Raw genomic sequence first — 19,045 nt, forward strand, 5'->3', positions numbered from 1 at the left:
GGCGCATATGGGGTTCTGGGGGCCGGTAAAGCCGATTGCTGCGAGCGCAACGCCCCATGCCGAACACCGGCTGCGTCCAAGCCTTTCCTGGCCGCATCTGATCGCCCTGGGCGTCGGCGCGATCGTCGGTACCGGTATCTATACCCTGACCGGTGTGGGCGCCGAGCGGGCAGGGCCTGCGGTGATCCTGGCATTTGTGATCGCCGGTGCGGTCTGTGCCTGTGCCGCGCTCGCCTATGCCGAGCTGGCGACGATGATGCCGGCGGCCGGCAGCGCCTATACCTATAGCTATTCGGTGCTGGGCGAAACGGTTGCCTGGGTGGTGGGCTGGAGCCTGATCCTCGAATATTCGCTCGCCTGTTCGGCTGTCGCGGTCGGCTGGTCCGGCTATCTCGTGGGCTGGCTGCAATCGGCAGGTGTGCATCTGCCTGCGATGCTGCTGCAGGGGCCGCATGCCGGTGGGCTGGTCAACCTGCCCGCTGTGCTGGTCTCGCTGGGCATTGCAGGCATGCTGATGGCGGGCACGCGCGAGAGCGCCACGCTCAACATCGTGCTGGTCGCGATCAAGCTGGTCGCGCTCGCCGTGTTCGTCGCGCTCGCACTCCCGGGCTTCGATCCGGCGCATTTCCATCCTTTCATGCCCTATGGCTTTGCTTCCCATGCAGACGGCAGCAGCACGCGCGGCGTGATGGCGGCCGCCGCAATCGTGTTCTTCGCCTTTTATGGCTTCGACGCGGTCGCGACCTCGGCAGAGGAAGCGAAACGGCCGGGCCGAGACCTGACGATCGGCATTGTCGGGTCGATGGCGCTGTGCACGAGTATCTACATTCTGGTTGCGCTGGCGGCCGTGGGTGCGATGCCATACACCGCACTCGGCAATTCGCCCGAGCCGCTGGCGCTGGTATTGCGGACGCTGAATCATCCCTTTGCCGCCTGGGCGATTGCGGCGGCGGCGCTGGTCGCGCTGCCGTCGGTTATCCTGGTGATGATGTACGGCCAGAGCCGCATCTTCTTCGTAATGGCGCGCGACGGGTTGTTGCCGCGCCTGCTTGCCCGGGTATCGCCCCGCACCGGATCGCCCGTGCTGGTCACGGGGATTACCGGCATGTTCGTGGCAGCGGTGGCGGGCTTCCTGCGGCTCGACGAGATTGCAGAGCTGGCCAATGCAGGCACGCTGCTCGCGTTCATTGCCGTCGGCCTGTGCATGATGCTGCTGCGCCGCCGCGCGCCCGACGTTGCGCGCGTGTTCCGCTGCCCCGCACCCTACTGGGTGGGCACGATTGCCGTCCTCGGGTGCCTGTATCTTCTCTGGTCGCTGCCCGAGAAAACGCTGGTGCGTTTCCTCGCCTGGAACGTCGCGGGGCTGCTCGTCTATCTGTTCTATGGTCGCGCGCGGAGCCTGCTGGCCCAGAAGCGCGCGGCGCCCGCTGCGATCAGCTGATCAATTGACGGCGAAGGTCGGACAGGGTGCCCTGGATATGGGCTCGCGCCAGCGTGCGGGCGCGCTTGGCGTCGCCGCTTTCCCAGGCGGCAAACAGGTCCGCATGCTCGAGATGGGCGCGGTCCTCGCGTCCGGCGGGCTCAAGATGCTTGTGGACATAGCGCTCCGCCAGGATCTGCAGCCGCTCGACAAGCTGGATGGTAAGCAGGCGCTTGCTGGGGCGCACCAGCGCCATGTGAAATTCGCGGTTGCACCGCGCGACGTCATCCAGCCGTTCCGCCGCCGCCACATCGAGCGCCGACAACGCCTCGCGCGCTGCCGCCCGATCTTCATCGGTGGCCGCTTCCGCCGCGAGTGCCATCGCGTCGGGTTCGATCGCGAGCCGCAGCGCGTAAATTTCCTCCGCCTCGCCGGCCGACATCTGGCGGACGAAATAGCCGCGATTGGCCTGTCCGACCAGCAACCCTTCGTGCGCCAGCCGGGCGAGCGCCTCGCGCAGCGGAATCTTGCTCACACCAAGGGTCTGCGCCAGCGCATCCTGGCGGATTGCCTGATCGACGGGCAGCTTGCCGGTGACGATCTGCTCGCGAACGATCGTGAAAATCTGCTCAGACAGGGTGCGGACGACGATACTCATCAGGGCGAACATTCTCCGAAAGGCAGCAATCCTAAAGTTGTAAGACAGGGATTGCTTCCAAATACTGTATACGTAGCAGGTAAGCCGGGCAAGAAGTAGTGATGCGGTGTTCTATAACAGTAATTGGCGGCGGTGTCATCGGGCTTGCGAGCGCCCTGGCGTTGATCCGTGCCGGCCACCGCGTCCTAGTCGTCGATGACGATGTGGACGGCCATGCGCCGTCGTGGGGAAATGCTGGTCATATCGCGATCGAACAGGTCGAACCGCTCGCATCCTGGGCAACGGTGCGCAGCATGCCTGCCCGGCTGTTCCCACGCGGCGGGGCCGTTTCGCTGCCGCCCGGCGCGTGGCGATACTGGCTTCCCTTCGGCCTGCGGCTGATCCGAGCGGGCTCGCCCCGGCGTTTCCGTGCGGGCAAGGCGGCGCTGGGCGCACTGCTGGGCGAGGCGATGCCCGCCTGGCGGCGGCTTGCTGCCGGACTGGGTGATTCCGACCTGTTGCTGGAAGCGGGGCATTATGTCGGCTGGTCCACTCCGGATAAGGTTTGCGCGGGCTGGCGCAATTGGGAAAGCGCCGACATCGGCACGGCCACATTTCGCGATGCGACCCCGGCGGAACGCGCCATGCTGCCGGGTGCGCCCGCAGGCGCAATCCGCTTCGTCAATACCGGGCAGATCGCCGATCTTGGCCAACTGGCAACGGCGATGCGCGCCACCCTGCAGGCTGCCGGGGGTGAGATCCGCGCCGGTTGTGCAACACTGTCGGCGGAGTCCAGTCGTGCGGTGTTGATGCTGGACGGGGTTCCGGTCGAGGATGCTGGCACGATCCTGGTAGCGGCTGGCGTCCGCTCGGCTGCGCTGCTGGAACCGTTCGGCCATGTCGCGCCGATCATCGCCGAGCGTGGCTATCATTTGCGCAGTAGTGAGCATGACTGGCCCGCCGGACTGCCGCCGCTGGTGTTCGAGGACCGTTCGATGATCGTCACGCGCTACGCAGACTGCGTGCAGGTGGCGAGTTTCGTCGAGTTCGCCAGCCAGGATACACCGCCGGATCCGGCGAAATGGGCACGACTGGAGGCGCATGTCGCGGCGCTGGGGCTGCCGATCCGCGGACCCTATGCGCGCTGGATGGGCGCGCGGCCGACGCTGCCCGACTATCTGCCCGCGATCGGGCGGAGCAGTCGCGCCGACAATCTTTATTATGCCTTCGGGCATCAGCATCTGGGGCTGACCCTGGCTGCGGTGACGGGCGAGATCATGGCCGCAATGATCGGCGATCAGCCCGTCGCCGCGTCTGTCGCCGGCTTTTCCCTGGACCGATTTGAAGGAGTGCAAGGACGATGACCATCGGCGGATCGAATGCGGCGGCGGAACTCGCCGCGTTGGGGCCGTGGGCGCAAATCGCCCCCGCCATCGCACGCGACGAGCGGCTGGCCCGCATCGCACAGGCCCGCTCGCGGATGGAGACGATGGGCGCCGAGGCGCTGCTGGTCAATGCCGGTGCCTCGCTGCGCTATTTTTCCGGGGTGCCCTGGGGAGCGAGCGAACGGCTGGTGGCGATGCTGCTTCGGCTGGAGGGCGAACCGATTTTCGTCTGTCCGCGATTTGAGCTTGGATCGCTTATGGCAGATCTGCAGATCGAGGGCGATTTGCGGCTTTGGGAAGAAGACGAGGATCCCTTCGCGCTGGTCGCCGATGCACTGGGTGGCGTTGCCACGGTTGCAATCGATCCGGCGCTGCCGTTCCAGATGGCCGAGCGGCTGCGGCGGGCCGCGCCAAGCGTCACGCTGGTCGATGGCGGACCCGCGATCGACGGGTGCCGGATGCGCAAGTCGCCTGCGGAAATCGCGCTGATGCAGCAGGCGAAGGACATGACGCTGGAGGTGCATCGCCGCGCCGCCCGCATCCTGGCGCCGGGTATCACCACAGGTGCCGTCAAACGCTTTATCGACGAGGCACATCGCGCGCTGGGCGCCGCGGGCTCCACCTTCTGCATCGTACAGTTCGGTCATGCGACGGCGTTTCCCCACGGCCTGCCCGGCGAGCAGGCGCTGGAGGAAGGCCAATTGGTGCTGATCGACACCGGCTGTACCGTCGAAGGCTATCATTCCGACATCACCCGCACCTATGCCTTCGGGCGCGTTTCGGACGAGGTGCAGACGATCTGGGCGCTGGAAAAGGAGGCGCAGGCCGCCGCCTTCGCCGCTGCGCGGCCGGGCGTTCCCTGCGAGGCCGTGGACGCCGCAGCCCGGGCAGTCCTGGAGCGTGCAGGGCTCGGCCCCGATTATCGCCTGCCGGGCCTGCCGCACCGCACCGGCCACGGCATCGGCCTGTCGATCCACGAGCCGGCTTATCTGGTGCGCGGGGATCGAACGCCGCTCGACACCGGCATGTGCTTTTCGAACGAGCCGATGATCGTCGTGCCCGAGCGTTTCGGCATCCGGCTCGAGGATCATTTCTACATAACCGAAGCCGGCCCGCGCTGGTTTACGGAGCCGCAGGCAGCGATCGACCGGTTGATGTAAAGAGGCGAAAGGGGGAGGGGTTTTCGCGATCCCGAGGGGCCTCTCCCCCCGGCCACCTATTCCTCGTCGGGATAGGGGCCTTTGCCGCCTGCTGCGATGAACTGGTCGACCCGTGTCGTCAGCACCGGCAGCGGTACTGATCCCAGTGCCAGCACCGCATCGTGAAAGGCGCGGATGTTGAAGCGGCTGCCGAGCGCCTTTTCGGCGCGGGCGCGCTGGTCGAGGATGGCTTTCTCGCCCAGATAATAGCTCAGCGCCTGACCGGGCCAGGCGATGTAGCGATCGACTTCGGTTTCGATCTCGTGATCGGCAAGGGCGGTATTGTCGTGCAGGTAGCGTTGTGCCTGTTCGCGGGTCCAGCCCTTCGCATGGATGCCGGTGTCGACGACCAGCCGCGCCGCGCGCCACATCTGGTAGCTGAGCATGCCGAACCGGTCATAGGGCGTTTCATACATGCCCATTTCCTGACCCAGCCACTCGCAATAGAGCGCCCAGCCTTCGCCATAGGCCGAGATATAGCTGTTCTGGCGGAAGGGCGGCAGGCCCTTGTTCTCGGCCGCAAGCGGCATCTGGAAGGCGTGTCCCGGCGCGCTTTCGTGCAGCGTCAGCGCCGGCAACGAATAGAGCGGGCGCGCCGGCAGGTTATAGGTGTTGACGAGATAGACGCCCGGCCCCCCGCGTCCGCTGGTATAGAAAGGCGCGATTTCCGGCGGCACCGGCACGATCGCGAAGCGGCTGCGCGGCAGATGGCCGAACCAGTCCTTTGCCTTGCCGTCGAACGTCTTTGCGATCCACGCGGCGTCGTGCAGCAGTTCCTCGGGGGTCTTGGCATAGAAGCGCGGATCGCTGCGCAGAAAGGCGAGGAAGGCCGGCAGATCGCCGCCGAACTTCACCTCGCGCATCACGTCCTGCATCTGCGCGCGGATCTTGGCGACTTCGTCGAGCCCGATCTGGTGGATCTGGTCGGGCGTCAGGTCCAGCGTGGTGAATTCGCGGATCTTCGCCTGGTAATAGGCCTTGCCGTCGGGCAGCGAGGTGGCGTCGAGCGCGGTGCGGCTGTGCGGGATATAGTCGTCGCGCAGAAAGGCCAGCAGGGCGCGGTGCGCCGGCAGCACCTTGTCGCGGATCGCGGCAATCGCGGCGCTGCGCAATGCTGTCTGGGTGGCCGCCGGGATCGTGGCGGGCATCTGCCTGAACGGCGCGTAATAGGGGTTTTCTTCGGGCGTCTTCGGATCGACCACCGCCGCAACTCCCGCATCGCGCCCCGCAAGCGTAACGCGCGGCGGGGTGAAGCCGCGGGCCAGCCCCGCCCTCATGTTCGCGATCTGCTGGTCAAAATGGCGCGGCATGTCCGCCAGCATCGACAGATAGTCGCGATAATTGCGTTCGGTCTTGAAGGTCTGGCGCGCGACGCCGGCCAGATCGCTCCAGAAGCTGGTGTCGGCGGTCAGCGGCTTTTCATAGTCGCGGAAGCGTTGCGCGGCGAGCAGGCTGTCGATCTGATAGCGATAGACGGCGAAGTTGATGCGATTGGCGGGAGACAGGCGCTCCGGGCGGATGGTCGCGAGCTTTGCCGCCACGCCCTGCCACGTGCGCAACTTGGCAGCCTGGGTCGCGGTGCTCACATCGGGCAGATGGGCGGGAACGGTGTCGCCGCTATCCTCATCGACCGAGTCGAAGCTTTGCCGCCACTTCCATTCCGCTGTGTAGATTGCCTGGAAGCGCTGATCCTCGCTGTGGGCGGTGCGGTGCGTGGGTGCATGCGGGGCAGCAAGGGCCGTGCCTTGCGGGACGCAAAGGGCAGACGCGCTCCATGCCAGACAAGCTGCCAGCCGCTTTTTGGAACCCTGCACGCCTGCTTCTCCCATAAAAGCGAATTTGTATAACGTATTCCGCGCTAAGGGCAAGCGATGTGCCCGGTTCCCGCCGGAAGACATGCGCTTAGCCTGACAGTTTCATTTCCATCTTGTGACAATATTGGATAGGGCCTTTGCCGCTTTCGTATTCGCCTGCCGGTCTTTCGGGCGAGCTGGCGCGGGGACCATCCTTGGGTTCGTCCCCAGGCGCGCTGTTTTGCGGGACCGGCGCGGAAACGCATATCGGGGCAGGGGAGAAGAAGAAGGATGATTGGTTTCGACGCGGGCGTAGGCGGAGCGCGTCTCGCCCGGACGACGGCTATGCTGCTTTCGGGGGCAGCTATGGGCTTCGTACTGCCGGTGGCAGCCTTGGCGCAGTCCGGCGCGGCGCCTGCCGACCAGAGCCAGGATGCGCAGCGTGACGGTGCGGCGCTTGGCGAAATCGTCATCACCGCCAACCGCTCTGGCGCGGAATCGCTGCAGAAGGTGCCCATGGCGGTCGCTGTGGTGAACGTGCAGGAGATCACCCGCGGCGGCCAGGGCAATCTGGTAGATATCGCCAAGTTCACACCGTCGCTGTCGATCACCGAGGGCGCGCCGGGCTTCCAGAAATTCAACATGCGCGGCCTGTCGACGGGCCCCTATGCGACGTCCGACACCTCGGACCGGTCGCTGGTGGCGGTCTATCTCGACGACACGCCCATTTCCGTGCAGGGCCAGACGCCCGACCTCAAGGTCTATGACCTCGAGCGCGTCGAGGTGCTGCGCGGGCCGCAGGGTACGCTGTACGGCGCCGGCTCGATGGCCGGTACGGTCCGCTTCGTGACAGCCAAGCCGGTAATGAACCGCTTTTTCGGCACGGCCGAGGCGGGGGCCGCGACGACCGAGCATGGCGAGGCGAGCTTCAACGGCCGGGCTATGCTCAACCTGCCGCTGGTCAACGACACGCTGGCGGTTCGTGCCAATGTCTACGCTGCCCGCGATGGCGGATGGATCGACAATATCGGTCGCCACAACCAGACCGACGCCAACCGCAACGACACCTATCAGGGCCGCGTCGCGCTGCGCTGGACGCCGGATCCCAAGCTGACGGTCGATGCCGCGTTCACCTATGAGCGCAGCCGCGCCATGGGCCTGAACGTCGCATTCGACGGCCTCAACCGGCACACTATCCTGACCAATGGCCCCGAAGGCACGGAGGATCGTTTCCGCCTCTATACGCTTGGCGCGGACTATGATGCCGGCATCGCCGATATCGTCGTATCGGGCGCCTATACCGATCGCACCATCGGCTTCGACGCCAGTGTGGAACCGCAGATCGCCTATTTCTTCCAGGACTATAACAGCGGCCTGCCGATCAGCAGCACGACCTACCCGCTGTTCAAGGCACCGACCAGCTTCAGCAAGGACATCGCGCTGAAACTGCCGGCCGAGCTCTACCAGATCGACCAGCGGCTTAAAGACTATATGCTCGAAGGGCGGCTGGTTTCGAAGCCGGGCGGCCCCGTCACCTGGACGGTCGGTGTCTATTACGAAAAGCAGAAGCGGCACCTGCGCCAGGACATTCCGACGCCGGGCTTCGACAAGCTTTCGTACCAGAATCTGTTCTACGGCCCGTTCAACACGCCGGACAAGCTGTACAATTCGCAGACGGTGGATGCGGCCTTCCAGCCTGACGACATCTTCTCGGGCCTGCAGGATGTCGATGAGCGGCAGGTCGCGGTCTATGCCGACGGCACATGGCACGCCACCAGCAAGCTCGATCTTACCGCCGGCCTTCGCTACTTCGATTTCCGGGAAAAATATTACCTGTTCGAAAGCGGCGTGTACGGCGTGGTCGACCATCTGCCGCTGACGACCAATGCCACGCTGTCTTCCACGGGGGCGAACCCGCGCGGTAACATCTCCTACAAGGTCAACGACAATCTGATGGTCTATGGCGAGGTGGCCAAGGGCTTCCGCTATGGCGGCGGCAACCAGCCGGTGCCGCTGGGCACCGCCGGCATCGCCGGGCAGTGCTCGTCGGACCTTGCCGGCTATGGCTATCGCTCGGCGCCGCTCACTTTCGGTCCTGACAAGCTGTGGAACTACACCATCGGCGAAAAGGCGCGGCTGGCGGACGGGCGCGTGACGCTCAATGCCAGCGCCTATTATATCGACTGGAGCGACGTGCAGACCCGGCTGCGGCTCAATTGCTCCTATTTCTTCACCGACAACAAGGGGAAGATCACCAGCAAGGGGCTGGAAGTCGAAACCATGGTCAAGGCCACGCCGGACGTGACGCTGCAACTGAGCGGATCGTACAATGATTCGCGGGCCAATGGCGACATTCCGACGGTCGGCGCCTTCGACGGCGACCGTACACCTTATTACCCGCAATGGACCGCCAGCGCGCAGGTTTTCTATGACCGGCGCATGGCGAAGGGCGACCTGCACGTCCAGGCGGGCTATCAGTACCAGTCGACGCAGAACACCACGTTCAACAACTTCACCACGACGTTCCAGAACGGCAAGCTGGCGGCCACCGGGCCGAGCCAGACCTGGGCGGTGATCCCCGAGACGCACAATCTGAGCGCCGCCGTCGCCTATGACATCGGCAATCTGGAGTTCGGGCTGTACGGCAACAATCTGGTCAACGGCGTCGGCGTGATCAACATCGCCCGCGCCACCTATTATCAGGTGTACCAGCCGGGCAGCCGCATCACTGTCGCTCGCCCGCGCACCATCGGTGTACGCGCGAAGGTGAAGTTCTGAGGCTTGCTGCCGGTCGGGTTTCGACCCGGCCGGCGGCTTCAGTGCCTTTGCGAGCGGTGGCGCCAGGCAGCGCGCTGGGCGGAAACCAGGCGTAGCAAATCGCCTCCGACAATTGCCATATCGGCGACATGCATGCCCCAGTCGGGAAAGGCGGTGTCGCCGATCGCGCGGGTGCCGACGACGATATCGGCAAGGGCGGGCGCTGCCGAGGGGGCCACTTGCACCGCCAGATAGTGAAACCCGCCCGCCCGGACACAGGTCGCCGAAAGGAGACCGGGCATTTGCACGAAGCGCGTTGCCACCGGCCAGCCGGTCGCCGGCTTTGCATATTGCGCATAGCCGCCCTTCCACCATGGAAAGCCGAGGATCGGATCGAGCGGCGCCGTGCCGCCGGCGAGACGCGCGGGATTGGTGCAGCCGGCTTCCTGCCCGGGCGCTTCGGAACGGCCGAACAGTGCGTTGGCGGGCAGGGTGGCGTCGGCGCGATAGCTAGCCCAGGTGACGACGCAGCCGAGCTGACCTGCCTCGCGGCACAAGGGCACCGTGCGGAAACTGCCGCCGACATCGCCACCCACCGGCACCTGCACGGCGGTGCCCGGCAGAATCGCTAAGAGCATGTGCCTCTGGATGGGCTTGCCGTCGATTTCCTCGGCGATCAGCCGTTTCAGCAGCAGCGAACCCTGACTATGCCCGATCAGCACGAAGGGCCGTCCGCCATTGTCGCGTGCCAGATAGCTTCGCCACGCCGCGCGCACGTCGCGATAGGCGAAGTCGAGTGCTGCGGCGAGGGACGCACCGTTTCCGCCCATCGCCTTGCGGAGCGCGGTGAGCGTGACCTGGCGGTAAATGGGAGCAAAGGGGCGGCAGACGCTGCGAAATGGCGCGAATTGCGCGGTCGTCTGGCCTTTCTCGCCTTCGCCCGGCGTCAAGTCGCTGTTGTCGCCAGGGTCGAGCGAGGCGGTGGGATAGAGATAGAAACAATCGACATCGCGCGGCCGCTGTCGCGGTGCCGGCACCCTCCTTGCGCTGCCGTTGGCGGCGATGCGTGTCATCGCCAGGTCGTCACCGCACACATCAGCCCGGCCTGGCCGGCATAGCCAGTTTTCGCCGCGGCTATAGTCCGGTGCCGCGATGCCGGAGGCCATGGCGAGCAGCAGCGCCAGCACGCTCACAGGGCAGATTCTCCCGCGCCAATGCCGGCTGTGCGCGGGGCAATGCTGGCCGCGCGGACGCGCTCGTCGTCGGGGCCATAGGTGCGTACGCTGGTGAGGTAATGATAGGCGGCCCAGAACCCGGTCAACGAAAGGGCGAGCAGCGCATAACGGAGCGATTCGGTGTTGTTACCCATCGTCCCCGCCAGCAGATCGCTCAGCCAGCCGACGCTGGCGGGTGCGATGATCAGATTGGCGACATTGGCGGTCAGCAGGCTGATCGCCATGCCCTGCGCGCGCATCGTTGCCGGCAGGAAGTTGAGCAGCAGCGCCATGGTCGGGCCAACGTAGAGATAGACTGCCGGGACGACGATCCACAGCATCGCCGTCGCCATGGTCAGCGAGTGCGTCCAGTAGATGAGGAAGGAAGGTATGGTCGACAGCAGCACGATCGCGCCCAGGAAACGCGCGATCCACTTCGGCTCCTCCATCTTTGGCAGGGCGAGAATGGCGCCGGTGGCGATCGTCGCTGCGGTCCCTGCCCAGAAATAGATGGTACCAAGCCGCTGGCCAGCATCGGCCGTGGAGAGGTGGAAGGCACGCTCGAAATAGGTCTGGGTCCAGAACAGCAGGCCCCAACCCCAGAGGCAGATCACCGTACCGGCGGCGTTGATGTGCCAGGCCGAACGCTGGGTCCACAGGAAGCGACAGGTTTCCACAAAACTGGCGGGCGGGGCGCTGTCTTCGGTCAGCAGTTCGAACCGTCCGCGCACCGGCTCGCGCACCGTGAGCAGGATGACGAAGCCGAAAAGGACGCCCGGTACGCCAAGCGCAATGAAGGCGGCGCGCCAGTTGTTGAAATGGCCGACGATTTCGCCCGCTACGCTCGATCCCAGCCACGCGCCCAGCGGCAGGCCCAGCGCATAGATGGTGAGCGCATAGGCACGGCGGCCGCGCGGGAAATTATCGGCGATGATCGAAGTGGAAGGCGGCGTCCCGCCCGCCTCGCCGATGCCGACGCCGATCCGTGCGAGCAGGAACTGCCACCAGTTCTGGGTGAGGCCAAGCAATGCCGTCATCGCCGACCAGAGGATCATCGCGCTGGCGACGATGTTGCGCCGGTTCGCTCGATCGGCGACACGGGCAATGGGCAGCCCCACGGTGATGTAGAACAGGGCGAGCGACACCCCGGTCAGCCAGCCAACCCCGGCATCGCTAAGCCCGAATTCGACGCGGATGGGTTCGAGCACCGTCGAGACGACATAGCGATCGGCGATGTTCAGTGCATAGACGAGCGCCAGGATGAGGACGACATACCAGCGTCCTTTCGACAAGGTCGGCGTGGCCGCTCCGCTCATTCCTGCATTCCCCCCGGTTGACCTGACTGCCGAATACGAGTGGGCTCGCATGGCGGTTCGTCCGCATTGCCTCAGCGACGCGGTCTCAGGCAAGCGGCTGCATCGGCCTGGCAGGAGTATGGTTGCCGTATCACGGCCTGATCGTATAACATATGCTTGTTATGGGGAGATGGAATATGGCGTGCGTGACCAGCAACCGGCGCGAATGGATGATCGGCGCCGGGGTAGCGGCACTGGTTACCGGCACGGCGCGCGGCACGGGCGTACGCGGGACGCTGCCGGATCGCGCCGCGCCGCTGCCGCTCAGCGATGTTCGGTTGCTCCCGTCTCCGTTTCTGACCGCCGTCGAGGCAAACCGGCGGTATCTCTACAGCCTCGAGCCGGATCGGCTGCTCCACCATTTCCGCAAAGGGGCAGGGCTGACCCCGAAGGGTGCTGCCTATGGTGGCTGGGAAGGCGACACGATCGCTGGCCATTGCCTGGGCCATTATCTGTCCGCGCTGGCGCTGCTCCATGCCCAGACCGGGGATGCGGAGGCGAAGCGTCGTGCCGACTATATCGTTGTCGAACTCGCCGAGACGCAAAAGGCCCGCGGCACCGGTTATGTCGGTGCGCTGCTGCGCAAGCGCAAAGACGGCACGCTGGTCGATGGCGAAGAGATTTTCCGCGAAATCGCGGCTGGCGATATTCGCTCCGGCGGGTTCGATCTGAACGGGGCCTGGTCGCCGCTCTACAATATCCACAAGACCTTTGCGGGGCTTCTCGATGCGCAGGCGCTGTGCGGCAACGCGCAGGCAATGACGGTGGCGACCGGGCTCGCAGGCTATTTCCAGCGGCTGTTCGCCGGGCTCAGCGCTGAACAGCTGCAGACGGTGCTCGGCTGCGAATATGGCGGCCTGAATGAGAGTTTCGCCGAGCTTTCGGCGCGTACGGGCGACCGGCAATGGATGCTGGTTGCCGAACACATCCATGACGACAAGGTGCTGGACCCGCTCGAACAGCGGCAGGACGATCTCGCCAACCACCACGCCAACACGCAGATCCCCAAGCTGATCGGGCTGGCACGCATCCATGAGTTGACCGGGCGGGCGACGCCTGCCATCGCCGCGCGCTATTTCTGGGACACGGTGACCGCGCATCACAGCTACGTCATCGGCGGCAATGCCGACCGCGAATATTTCTTCGCGCCGGACACGGTCGGCCTGCACGTCACCGAGCAGACGTGCGAGCATTGCAACAGCTACAACATGCTCAAGCTGACCCGCCATCTGTTCGGCTGGCAGCCCGACGGCGCACTGTTCGACTATTACGAGCGTACCCATTTCAACCACATCCTGGCGGCGCAGAATCCGACGACGGGCATGTTCGCCTATATGATGCCGCTGATGACCGGCAGCCGCCGCGAATGGTCTTCGCCGACCGAAGATTTCTGGTGCTGCGTCGGGAGCGGCATGGAAAGCCATGCCAAGCACGGCGAATCGATCTTCTGGGAAGGCGACGACACACTGTTCGTGAACCTGTTCATTCCGGCCCATGCCCGCTGGGCGACGCGGCATGCGGAATGGACGCTCGCCACCGCCTATCCTGATGACGGCGCTGTCACGCTCACGCTCGCGGCGCTGCCGAAGCCGGATAGTTTCGCGGTGGCGATGCGCGTGCCTGGCTGGGCCGCTTCCGTCACGCTGGAGGTCAATGGCGTGCCGGTGCAGAGCGAGCGGGCGGCTGGCTATGCAATCGTGCGGCGCCGGTGGCAGGCAGGAGATACGCTGCGCATGACGCTGCCGCTCGCGCTAAGGGCAGAGCCGGCGTCGGGCACGCCCGATCAGGTTGCCATCCTGCGCGGACCGCTGGTGCTGGCCGCCGATCTGGGGCCGGCGGACAAGGATGCACCTGACGCAGCGGCACCGGCGCTGGTGGGGAGCGACATCCTGGCCGGGTTCGTGCCGGCCGGGGAGGGGGGCAGCCGGTTCGTCGCACGTGGCGTCGGACGGCCCGGCGACCTGCAGTTCGCACCTTTCTATCGCGGCTGGGATCGCCGCAGCGCGGTCTATTTCAAGCGCTTCACCGATGCCGGCTGGGAGCGGGAAAAGACGGTGTACGCCGCCGAACAGGCGCGCCGCGCCGATATTGCCGCGCGATCCGTCGATGTGATGCATCTGGGCGAGATGCAGCCCGAGCGCGACCATGACCTGACGTCCGCGATTTCCTATCCGCTGGTCTATCGTGGCCGTAACGGCCGCGATGCGCGCAGCGGCGGTTTCCTGCAGTTCCGGATGAAGGCGGCAGCGGGGCCGCTGGTGCTGCAGGCAACCTATTGGGGCGACGAGCGCAATCGCGCGTTTGACATTCTGGTCGACGGCGTTCGCGTCGCCACCGAAACGCTGCACGCCAGTCAGCCGGGCGTGTTCGTCGACATCGACTATCCGGTGCCCGAGGCGCTGACCCGCGGCAAGCAACTGATCGTCATCCGGTTCGAGCCGCACGCCGGCCACACCGCCGGCCCGGTCTTCGGCGTGCGATTGATGCACGCGGCGCGCTGATGGGGGAGCGTTGGCGCGCCCGGCTGGATTCGAACCAGCGGCCCCAAGCTTAGAAGGCTCGTGCTCTATCCAACTGAGCTACGGGCGCGCGCTCGATTCCCCTTAGGCGCAGATTGCGCGACGGGCAAACCGCACGCATACTATGGGCATGAGCGAGGGGGCAGCAAGGCTGGCGCACGTCGCCGCGAGCAAGGTGGCTGGGGGCCATTTCCGCTATTATGATTTCGTGATGGCCGCCTTTGTGGCGATCATCCTGCTGTCGAACGTGATCGGCGCGGGCAAGGTCGCGCAGATTTGGTTGCCCGGAATCGGCTGGTGGCCGTTCGGGGCGGGCATCCTGTTTTTCCCGATTTCCTATGTGATCGGCGACGTTCTCACCGAAGTCTATGGCTATGCGCGGGCGCGCCGGGTGATCTGGGCGGGGACCGGGGCTGTGATCTTCATGGCATTCATGTCCTGGGTGGTGGTGGCGCTGCCGCCGGCGCCGACCTGGACGAATCAGGCTGCCTATGAAGTGATCTTCGGCCAGGTGCCCCGGATCGTCCTCGCGTCGATCTGTGCCTTCTGGGCGGGCGAGTTCGTCAATTCCTATGTCCTTGCGCGCATGAAGCTGTGGACGGGCGGGCGCATGCTGTGGACGCGCACGATCGGATCGACGGTGGCGGGGCAGGCGGTCGACAGCCTGATCTTCTATCCGCTCGCCTTTTGGAATGCCGAAGGGTGGACGCATGCGCTGGTGATCCAGGTGCTGATCACCCAGTGGGTGCTGAAAGTGAGCTGGGAAGTGCTGCTGACGCCCTTCACCTATCTGGTCGTCAATTTCCTGAAGCGGCGCGAGGGCGTGGACGTGTTCGACGAAGGGACTGACTTCACGCCGTTCGCCACCCGCGTCTGACAGCCCATCTGCGGCAGGCGAGCGCGTTTCGCGGGCGCTGAAACGAAAACTATCTGGCGTTGGCGGCAAATCCCGCCACTGTGGTAGGAAATAGATCAGGAACGGCCGTGCTCGCGATCAATCCGCTATATTCCATCGCCGGGGTGCTTGTTGGGCTGCTGGTCGGCCTGACTGGCGTTGGCGGCGGCTCGCTGATGACGCCGCTGCTCGTGCTCGTCTTCGGTTTTCACCCGGCCACGGCGGTCGGTACCGACTTGCTTTATGCCTCCGCCACCAAGACCGTCGGCACCGCGGTACATGGCTGGCACGGCACAGTCGATTGGCGCGTGGTGCGCCGACTGCTGGCCGGCAGCGTGCCCGCGACGATAGTGACGCTGCTGTTGTTGTCGTCGCTGCCGCCGTCGAGCGCGAAGGGCAGCGGTGTCATTACCACCGTGCTCGGCTGTGCGCTGGTCCTGACCGCCATCGCTACTTTCTTCCGCGCGCGGCTGATGCGCGTGCTCCAGCCGCGATTCGAGCGGATCGGGGAGGGCGGCATTGCCGGGCTAACGGTACTGCTCGGCGTAATCCTGGGCGCGCTGGTCTCGCTCACCTCGGTGGGCGCGGGCGCGCTGGGTATGACGGCGCTACTAATTCTTTACCCGCATTTGCCGGTGAAGCGGCTGGTCGGGTCGGACATCGCCCACGCCGTGCCGCTCACCTTGCTGGCGGGCGCGGGACACTGGCTTCTGGGGTCGGTCAACCTCTCGCTGCTGCTGTCGCTGCTCGCGGGATCGGTGCCGGGTATCGTACTGGGCAGCTTTCTTGCCAGCCGCACGTCGGAGCGCGTGCTCGTGCCGGTACTGGCAACGACGCTCGCCGTCGTCGGTATCAAGATGCTGGGCTGAGCCGCGGTCAGGCGACCGCGGCGAGCAGACCTTCGAACAGGCGGCGGCCGTCGGTGCCGCCATGGGCGGCTTCGATCCGGCGTTCCGGGTGCGGCATCATGCCGAGCACATTGCCGGCGGCGTTGATCACACCGGCGATGTTGCGCGCCGAGCCGTTGATCGGATGGCTGTAGCGGAACGCCACGCGACCTTCGCCTTCCAGCCGGTCGAGCGTCTCGGCATCGGCGAAATAATTTCCGTCATGGTGCGCCACCGGAATGGTGATCTCCTCGCCGGCGCGATAGGCGCTGGTGAAGATCGACTGCGAATTGTCGACCGTCAGCGGCACGTCGCGGCAGACGAAGTTCAGCCCGGCATTGCGCATTAGTGCGCCCGGCAGCAGCCCGGTTTCGGTCAGGATCTGGAAGCCGTTGCAGATGCCGATCACCGGCACGCCGCGTTCGGCCGCTGCCACCACCGCTTTCACGATCGGCGAACGACCCGCAATCGCGCCACAGCGCAGATAATCGCCATAGGAAAAGCCGCCGGGCAGGGTAATGAGCCCCAGGCCCTCGGGCAGCTCGCTGTCGCCATGCCACACCATGTGCGGCTTCTTGCCGGTCACGCTTTCCAGCGCGACGGCCATGTCGCGATCGCAGTTCGATCCCGGAAAGACGATGACCGCGCTCTTCACAGCTTTTCGATCCGGTAGTTTTCGATCACCGTGTTGGCGAGCAGCTTGCGGCACATCTCGTCGATGGCGGCGTCGCTGGTGGTGTCGGCGACGTCCAGCTCAAAAATCTTGCCGGCGCGGACATCCTCGACGCCCTCGAAACCGAGGCCGCCAAGCGCGTTCTGAATGGCCTTGCCCTGCGGATCGAGCACGCCGTTCTTCAAGGTGACGATGATGCGAAGTTTCATGGCCGCGCCTATGGCGCGACAGGGCGAAAGTCGCAATCGGAAATCGTCGGGGGTGCCGATCCTCCCCGGAACGGGCAGGGGAACCGCACGCCACCGGCGCGTGGTGAAGGGGAAGGCCGACAAGGGACTCGCCCGTGGCGAGCCCCTCCACCATTCGCTGGCGCGAATGGTCCCCCTCCCCGCGCCGGGGAGGAGCTTAAAGCTTACTTGCCCCGGCGCTTGCGGTGCGTTTCGAGGTCGAGAACGGCCGAAGCGTCGCCTTCCGGGAACAGGCCCAGCCGGCGCGCGACTTCCTGATAGGCTTCGACTTCGCCGCCCAGGTCGCGGCGGAAACGGTCCTTGTCGAGCTTTTCGCCGGTGGTCATGTCCCACAGGCGGCAGCCATCGGGGCTGATTTCGTCCGCCAGGATGATCCGGGCATAGTCATTGTCCCAGATCCGGCCGAACTCCAGCTTGAAGTCAACCAGACGGATGCCGATGCCGGCGAACAGACCCGACAGGAAATCGTTCACGCGAATGGCCATGTCGGCAATGTCGTGCAGCTCTTCCTGGCTGGCCCAGCCGAAGCACAGGATGTGCTCGTCGGTGACCATCGGGTCGCCGAGCGCGTCGTCCTTGTAATAATATTCGATGATCGTGCGGGGCAGCGGCGTGCCTTCCTCGATCCCCAGCTTCTTCGCCAGCGAACCGGCGACGACGTTGCGGACCACGACCTCGATCGGCACGATCTCTACCTGGCGGATCAACTGCTCGCGCATGTTGAGCCGGCGGATGAAGTGAGTCGGAATGCCGATGCCGCCGAGCAGCGTGAAGACATGCTCGCTGATGCGGTTGTTGAGCACGCCCTTGCCGTTGATGGTGCCCTTTTTCTGGGCATTGAAGGCCGTTGCGTCGTCCTTGAAATACTGGATCAGCGTACCGGGCTCCGGACCCTCGTAGAGAATCTTGGCCTTACCTTCGTAGATTTGCCGGCGGCGTGCCATGTCGGCCGTAACCCCTTGGAAATGCGTTGCCCCGGCGCTGCGGGATTTCTCCGCGCGATCGCCGGGGCTGTGGAAGGGTTTGGCCTATACCGGAAGGGTGGCGGGGGTGCAATGCGGACGCGCGCGGATGCGCTCAGCCGACCGTGCGGCGGCGGCGCACGAGGACGATCATCGCGAGAACCCCGCCGACCAGTACAGTCCAGGGAAAGAGGTAGATTGCCAAGTACAGCAGCGCCTGGATGCCGTCGACGAACATTGCGGACGAGCCTTGGACGGCCTCGCTCAGCACGGCTGTCGTCGTAGTCGCCGATGCCGGCGCAGCCACGGCCGAGTAATGGATTTCCACATCCGCCATCGCCACGCGCCCGCGCAGTTCGGTCAGCCAGGCGCGCGCCTTGTCGAGTTCCTCCTGCGCATTGGCAACGGTGCGCTCCGCCTCGACCAGTTCGCTAACGCTGCCCTTGCGGGTCCGCAGCATCTCGGTCAGCCGCGCAACGAGCAGTTCGCGCTGATGGATACGGGCATTGGCGTCGACAAGATCCTTCGACACGTCTTCCCCGGCCACCTTGGTGTCGGTGGTGCGCCCGCCTGCGGCACTGACGATCCGCCCCGCCTCGGTCGTGAAGGCGGCGGCGTCGCCGGCGGCGACTCGCAGTTTCAGGGTCGCGGAACCGGTTGCGCCGCCGCGATCGAGCGCCACGAGCTGGCAGCGCGCGAGGCCGAATTTCTCGCACAACGCCTGATGTGCCTGCTGCGCTTCAGCCATGCGCGCATCGGGAATCGTGAAGCTGAGCAGATAGCTATAGGAAAGTTGGGGGAGGTTGACGTTGATTGGGGCTGCGCCCGGCGTGGTCGGCTGGTCGGCCTTCGGCGCGGCGGCTGCGACCTGTTCTGCGCGGTCGCCCGCCTGCGGCGATTCCGCACTTGAACAGGCCGCCAGCAGCGCGGCGCTTCCCAGAACCATGAACTTTCGCATCGAAATCCCTCCCTCGGTGGTGCGCATCAAATCCGATCACGGAAGTAGGGATGGCGTCAAGACATAATTTCGCCGTAATTTGGGCCTGATTGTGGCGGGGGTCGTTTCGTCCCCGATGGCGCGGCGCCGCATCGCCTGCTATT

The 19,045-nt window shown here is 65.3% G+C and carries 15 protein-coding genes and 1 tRNA gene; 7 read left to right on the top strand and 9 right to left on the bottom strand.

From position 1 onward, the window contains the following. Positions 1-7 precede the first annotated feature (7 nt). On the top strand, positions 8-1,441 hold the full coding sequence (locus ACT53M_RS00785) for an amino acid permease (RefSeq protein ID WP_476230807.1): 1,434 nt from the start codon (positions 8-10) through the stop codon (positions 1,439-1,441). On the opposite strand, the gene ACT53M_RS00790 is transcribed toward ACT53M_RS00785, so the two are convergent. After that, complete coding sequence (locus tag ACT53M_RS00790) at positions 1,434-2,078, bottom strand: GntR family transcriptional regulator (protein ID WP_476227429.1); 645 nt, start codon at positions 2,076-2,078, stop codon at positions 1,434-1,436. The genes ACT53M_RS00785 and ACT53M_RS00790 overlap by 8 nt on opposite strands. Before the next feature lie 101 nt (positions 2,079-2,179). Between ACT53M_RS00790 and ACT53M_RS00795 the strand changes: the two genes are divergently transcribed. Then, a complete protein-coding gene (locus tag ACT53M_RS00795; protein WP_476230809.1) occupies positions 2,180-3,421 on the top strand; it encodes an NAD(P)/FAD-dependent oxidoreductase in 1,242 nt (413 codons plus the stop codon). After that, entirely contained in the window at positions 3,418-4,602 is a 1,185-nt protein-coding gene (locus ACT53M_RS00800) for a M24 family metallopeptidase (RefSeq protein WP_476230810.1), read from the top strand. Before ACT53M_RS00795 ends, ACT53M_RS00800 begins: the two co-directional genes overlap by 4 nt. Positions 4,603-4,658: 56 nt before the next feature. On the opposite strand, the gene ACT53M_RS00805 is transcribed toward ACT53M_RS00800, so the two are convergent. Further along, positions 4,659-6,455 (bottom strand): DUF885 domain-containing protein, encoded by a 1,797-nt coding sequence (locus ACT53M_RS00805; RefSeq protein WP_476230811.1) that lies wholly within the window; start codon positions 6,453-6,455, stop codon positions 4,659-4,661. A 345-nt stretch (positions 6,456-6,800) separates the two neighbouring features. Here ACT53M_RS00805 and ACT53M_RS00810 point away from each other — a divergent pair, with 345 nt between their 5' ends. Next, positions 6,801-9,212: a TonB-dependent receptor gene (locus ACT53M_RS00810; RefSeq protein ID WP_476230813.1), complete on the top strand. Its 2,412-nt coding sequence runs from the start codon at positions 6,801-6,803 to the stop codon at positions 9,210-9,212. Positions 9,213-9,250: 38 nt separating this feature from the next. Here ACT53M_RS00810 and ACT53M_RS00815 read toward each other — a convergent pair whose 3' ends face one another. Then, positions 9,251-10,384 (bottom strand): DUF3089 domain-containing protein, encoded by a 1,134-nt coding sequence (locus ACT53M_RS00815; protein ID WP_476230815.1) that lies wholly within the window; start codon positions 10,382-10,384, stop codon positions 9,251-9,253. Further along, on the bottom strand, positions 10,381-11,721 hold the full coding sequence (locus ACT53M_RS00820) for a spinster family MFS transporter (RefSeq protein ID WP_476230817.1): 1,341 nt from the start codon (positions 11,719-11,721) through the stop codon (positions 10,381-10,383). The genes ACT53M_RS00815 and ACT53M_RS00820 overlap by 4 nt, the downstream gene beginning before the upstream one ends. A gap of 185 nt (positions 11,722-11,906) precedes the next feature. Between ACT53M_RS00820 and ACT53M_RS00825 the strand changes: the two genes are divergently transcribed. Then, on the top strand, positions 11,907-14,261 hold the full coding sequence (locus ACT53M_RS00825) for a beta-L-arabinofuranosidase domain-containing protein (protein ID WP_476230819.1): 2,355 nt from the start codon (positions 11,907-11,909) through the stop codon (positions 14,259-14,261). Between the two features lie 11 nt (positions 14,262-14,272). On the opposite strand, the gene ACT53M_RS00830 is transcribed toward ACT53M_RS00825, so the two are convergent. Continuing rightward, positions 14,273-14,349: transfer RNA gene (locus ACT53M_RS00830), tRNA-Arg, on the bottom strand. Between the two features lie 60 nt (positions 14,350-14,409). Here ACT53M_RS00830 and ACT53M_RS00835 point away from each other — a divergent pair. Both ACT53M_RS00835 and ACT53M_RS00840 read left to right on the top strand, forming a co-directional pair. Continuing rightward, positions 14,410-15,156, top strand: a complete 747-nt coding sequence (locus tag ACT53M_RS00835; protein WP_476230821.1) for a queuosine precursor transporter — start codon at positions 14,410-14,412, stop codon at positions 15,154-15,156. 107 nt (positions 15,157-15,263) lie between these two features. Next, entirely contained in the window at positions 15,264-16,043 is a 780-nt protein-coding gene (locus tag ACT53M_RS00840) for a sulfite exporter TauE/SafE family protein (protein WP_476230823.1), read from the top strand. Between the two features lie 7 nt (positions 16,044-16,050). On the opposite strand, the gene purQ is transcribed toward ACT53M_RS00840, so the two are convergent. The 4 genes from purQ to ACT53M_RS00860 all read right to left on the bottom strand — a co-directional run bounded on the left by purQ (position 16,051) and on the right by ACT53M_RS00860 (position 18,902). Continuing rightward, positions 16,051-16,716 carry a phosphoribosylformylglycinamidine synthase subunit PurQ gene (gene purQ / locus ACT53M_RS00845; RefSeq protein ID WP_476230824.1) on the bottom strand — a complete coding sequence of 222 codons (666 nt, stop codon included), beginning with the start codon at positions 16,714-16,716 and terminating at the stop codon, positions 16,051-16,053. After that, positions 16,713-16,943, bottom strand: coding sequence for a phosphoribosylformylglycinamidine synthase subunit PurS (gene purS / locus ACT53M_RS00850; protein WP_476230826.1), 231 nt, complete (start codon positions 16,941-16,943; stop codon positions 16,713-16,715). Before purS ends, purQ begins: the two co-directional genes overlap by 4 nt. Before the next feature lie 203 nt (positions 16,944-17,146). Continuing rightward, positions 17,147-17,926: a phosphoribosylaminoimidazolesuccinocarboxamide synthase gene (gene purC / locus ACT53M_RS00855; RefSeq protein WP_476230827.1), complete on the bottom strand. Its 780-nt coding sequence runs from the start codon at positions 17,924-17,926 to the stop codon at positions 17,147-17,149. Positions 17,927-18,059: 133 nt separating this feature from the next. Further along, a complete protein-coding gene (locus ACT53M_RS00860) occupies positions 18,060-18,902 on the bottom strand; it encodes a DUF4349 domain-containing protein (protein ID WP_476230828.1) in 843 nt (280 codons plus the stop codon). Positions 18,903-19,045: the final 143 nt, after the last annotated feature.

The sequence above is a fragment of the Sphingomonas sp. DMC6 genome, from assembly GCF_056314225.1.

What these genes read in the sequence shown, in the direction of transcription:
- ACT53M_RS00785 (WP_476230807.1), top strand. Translation starts at nt 8, where the DNA reads ATGGGGTTCTGGGGGCCGGTAAAGCCGATTGCTGCGAGCGCAACGCCC.
- ACT53M_RS00790 (WP_476227429.1), bottom strand. Translation starts at nt 2,078, where the DNA reads ATGAGTATCGTCGTCCGCACCCTGTCTGAGCAGATTTTCACGATCGTT.
- ACT53M_RS00795 (WP_476230809.1), top strand. Translation starts at nt 2,180, where the DNA reads ATGCGGTGTTCTATAACAGTAATTGGCGGCGGTGTCATCGGGCTTGCG.
- ACT53M_RS00800 (WP_476230810.1), top strand. Translation starts at nt 3,418, where the DNA reads ATGACCATCGGCGGATCGAATGCGGCGGCGGAACTCGCCGCGTTGGGG.
- ACT53M_RS00810 (WP_476230813.1), top strand. Translation starts at nt 6,801, where the DNA reads ATGGGCTTCGTACTGCCGGTGGCAGCCTTGGCGCAGTCCGGCGCGGCG.
- ACT53M_RS00820 (WP_476230817.1), bottom strand. Translation starts at nt 11,721, where the DNA reads ATGAGCGGAGCGGCCACGCCGACCTTGTCGAAAGGACGCTGGTATGTC.
- ACT53M_RS00835 (WP_476230821.1), top strand. Translation starts at nt 14,410, where the DNA reads ATGAGCGAGGGGGCAGCAAGGCTGGCGCACGTCGCCGCGAGCAAGGTG.
- purS (WP_476230826.1), bottom strand. Translation starts at nt 16,943, where the DNA reads ATGAAACTTCGCATCATCGTCACCTTGAAGAACGGCGTGCTCGATCCG.
- purC (WP_476230827.1), bottom strand. Translation starts at nt 17,926, where the DNA reads ATGGCACGCCGCCGGCAAATCTACGAAGGTAAGGCCAAGATTCTCTAC.
- ACT53M_RS00860 (WP_476230828.1), bottom strand. Translation starts at nt 18,902, where the DNA reads ATGCGAAAGTTCATGGTTCTGGGAAGCGCCGCGCTGCTGGCGGCCTGT.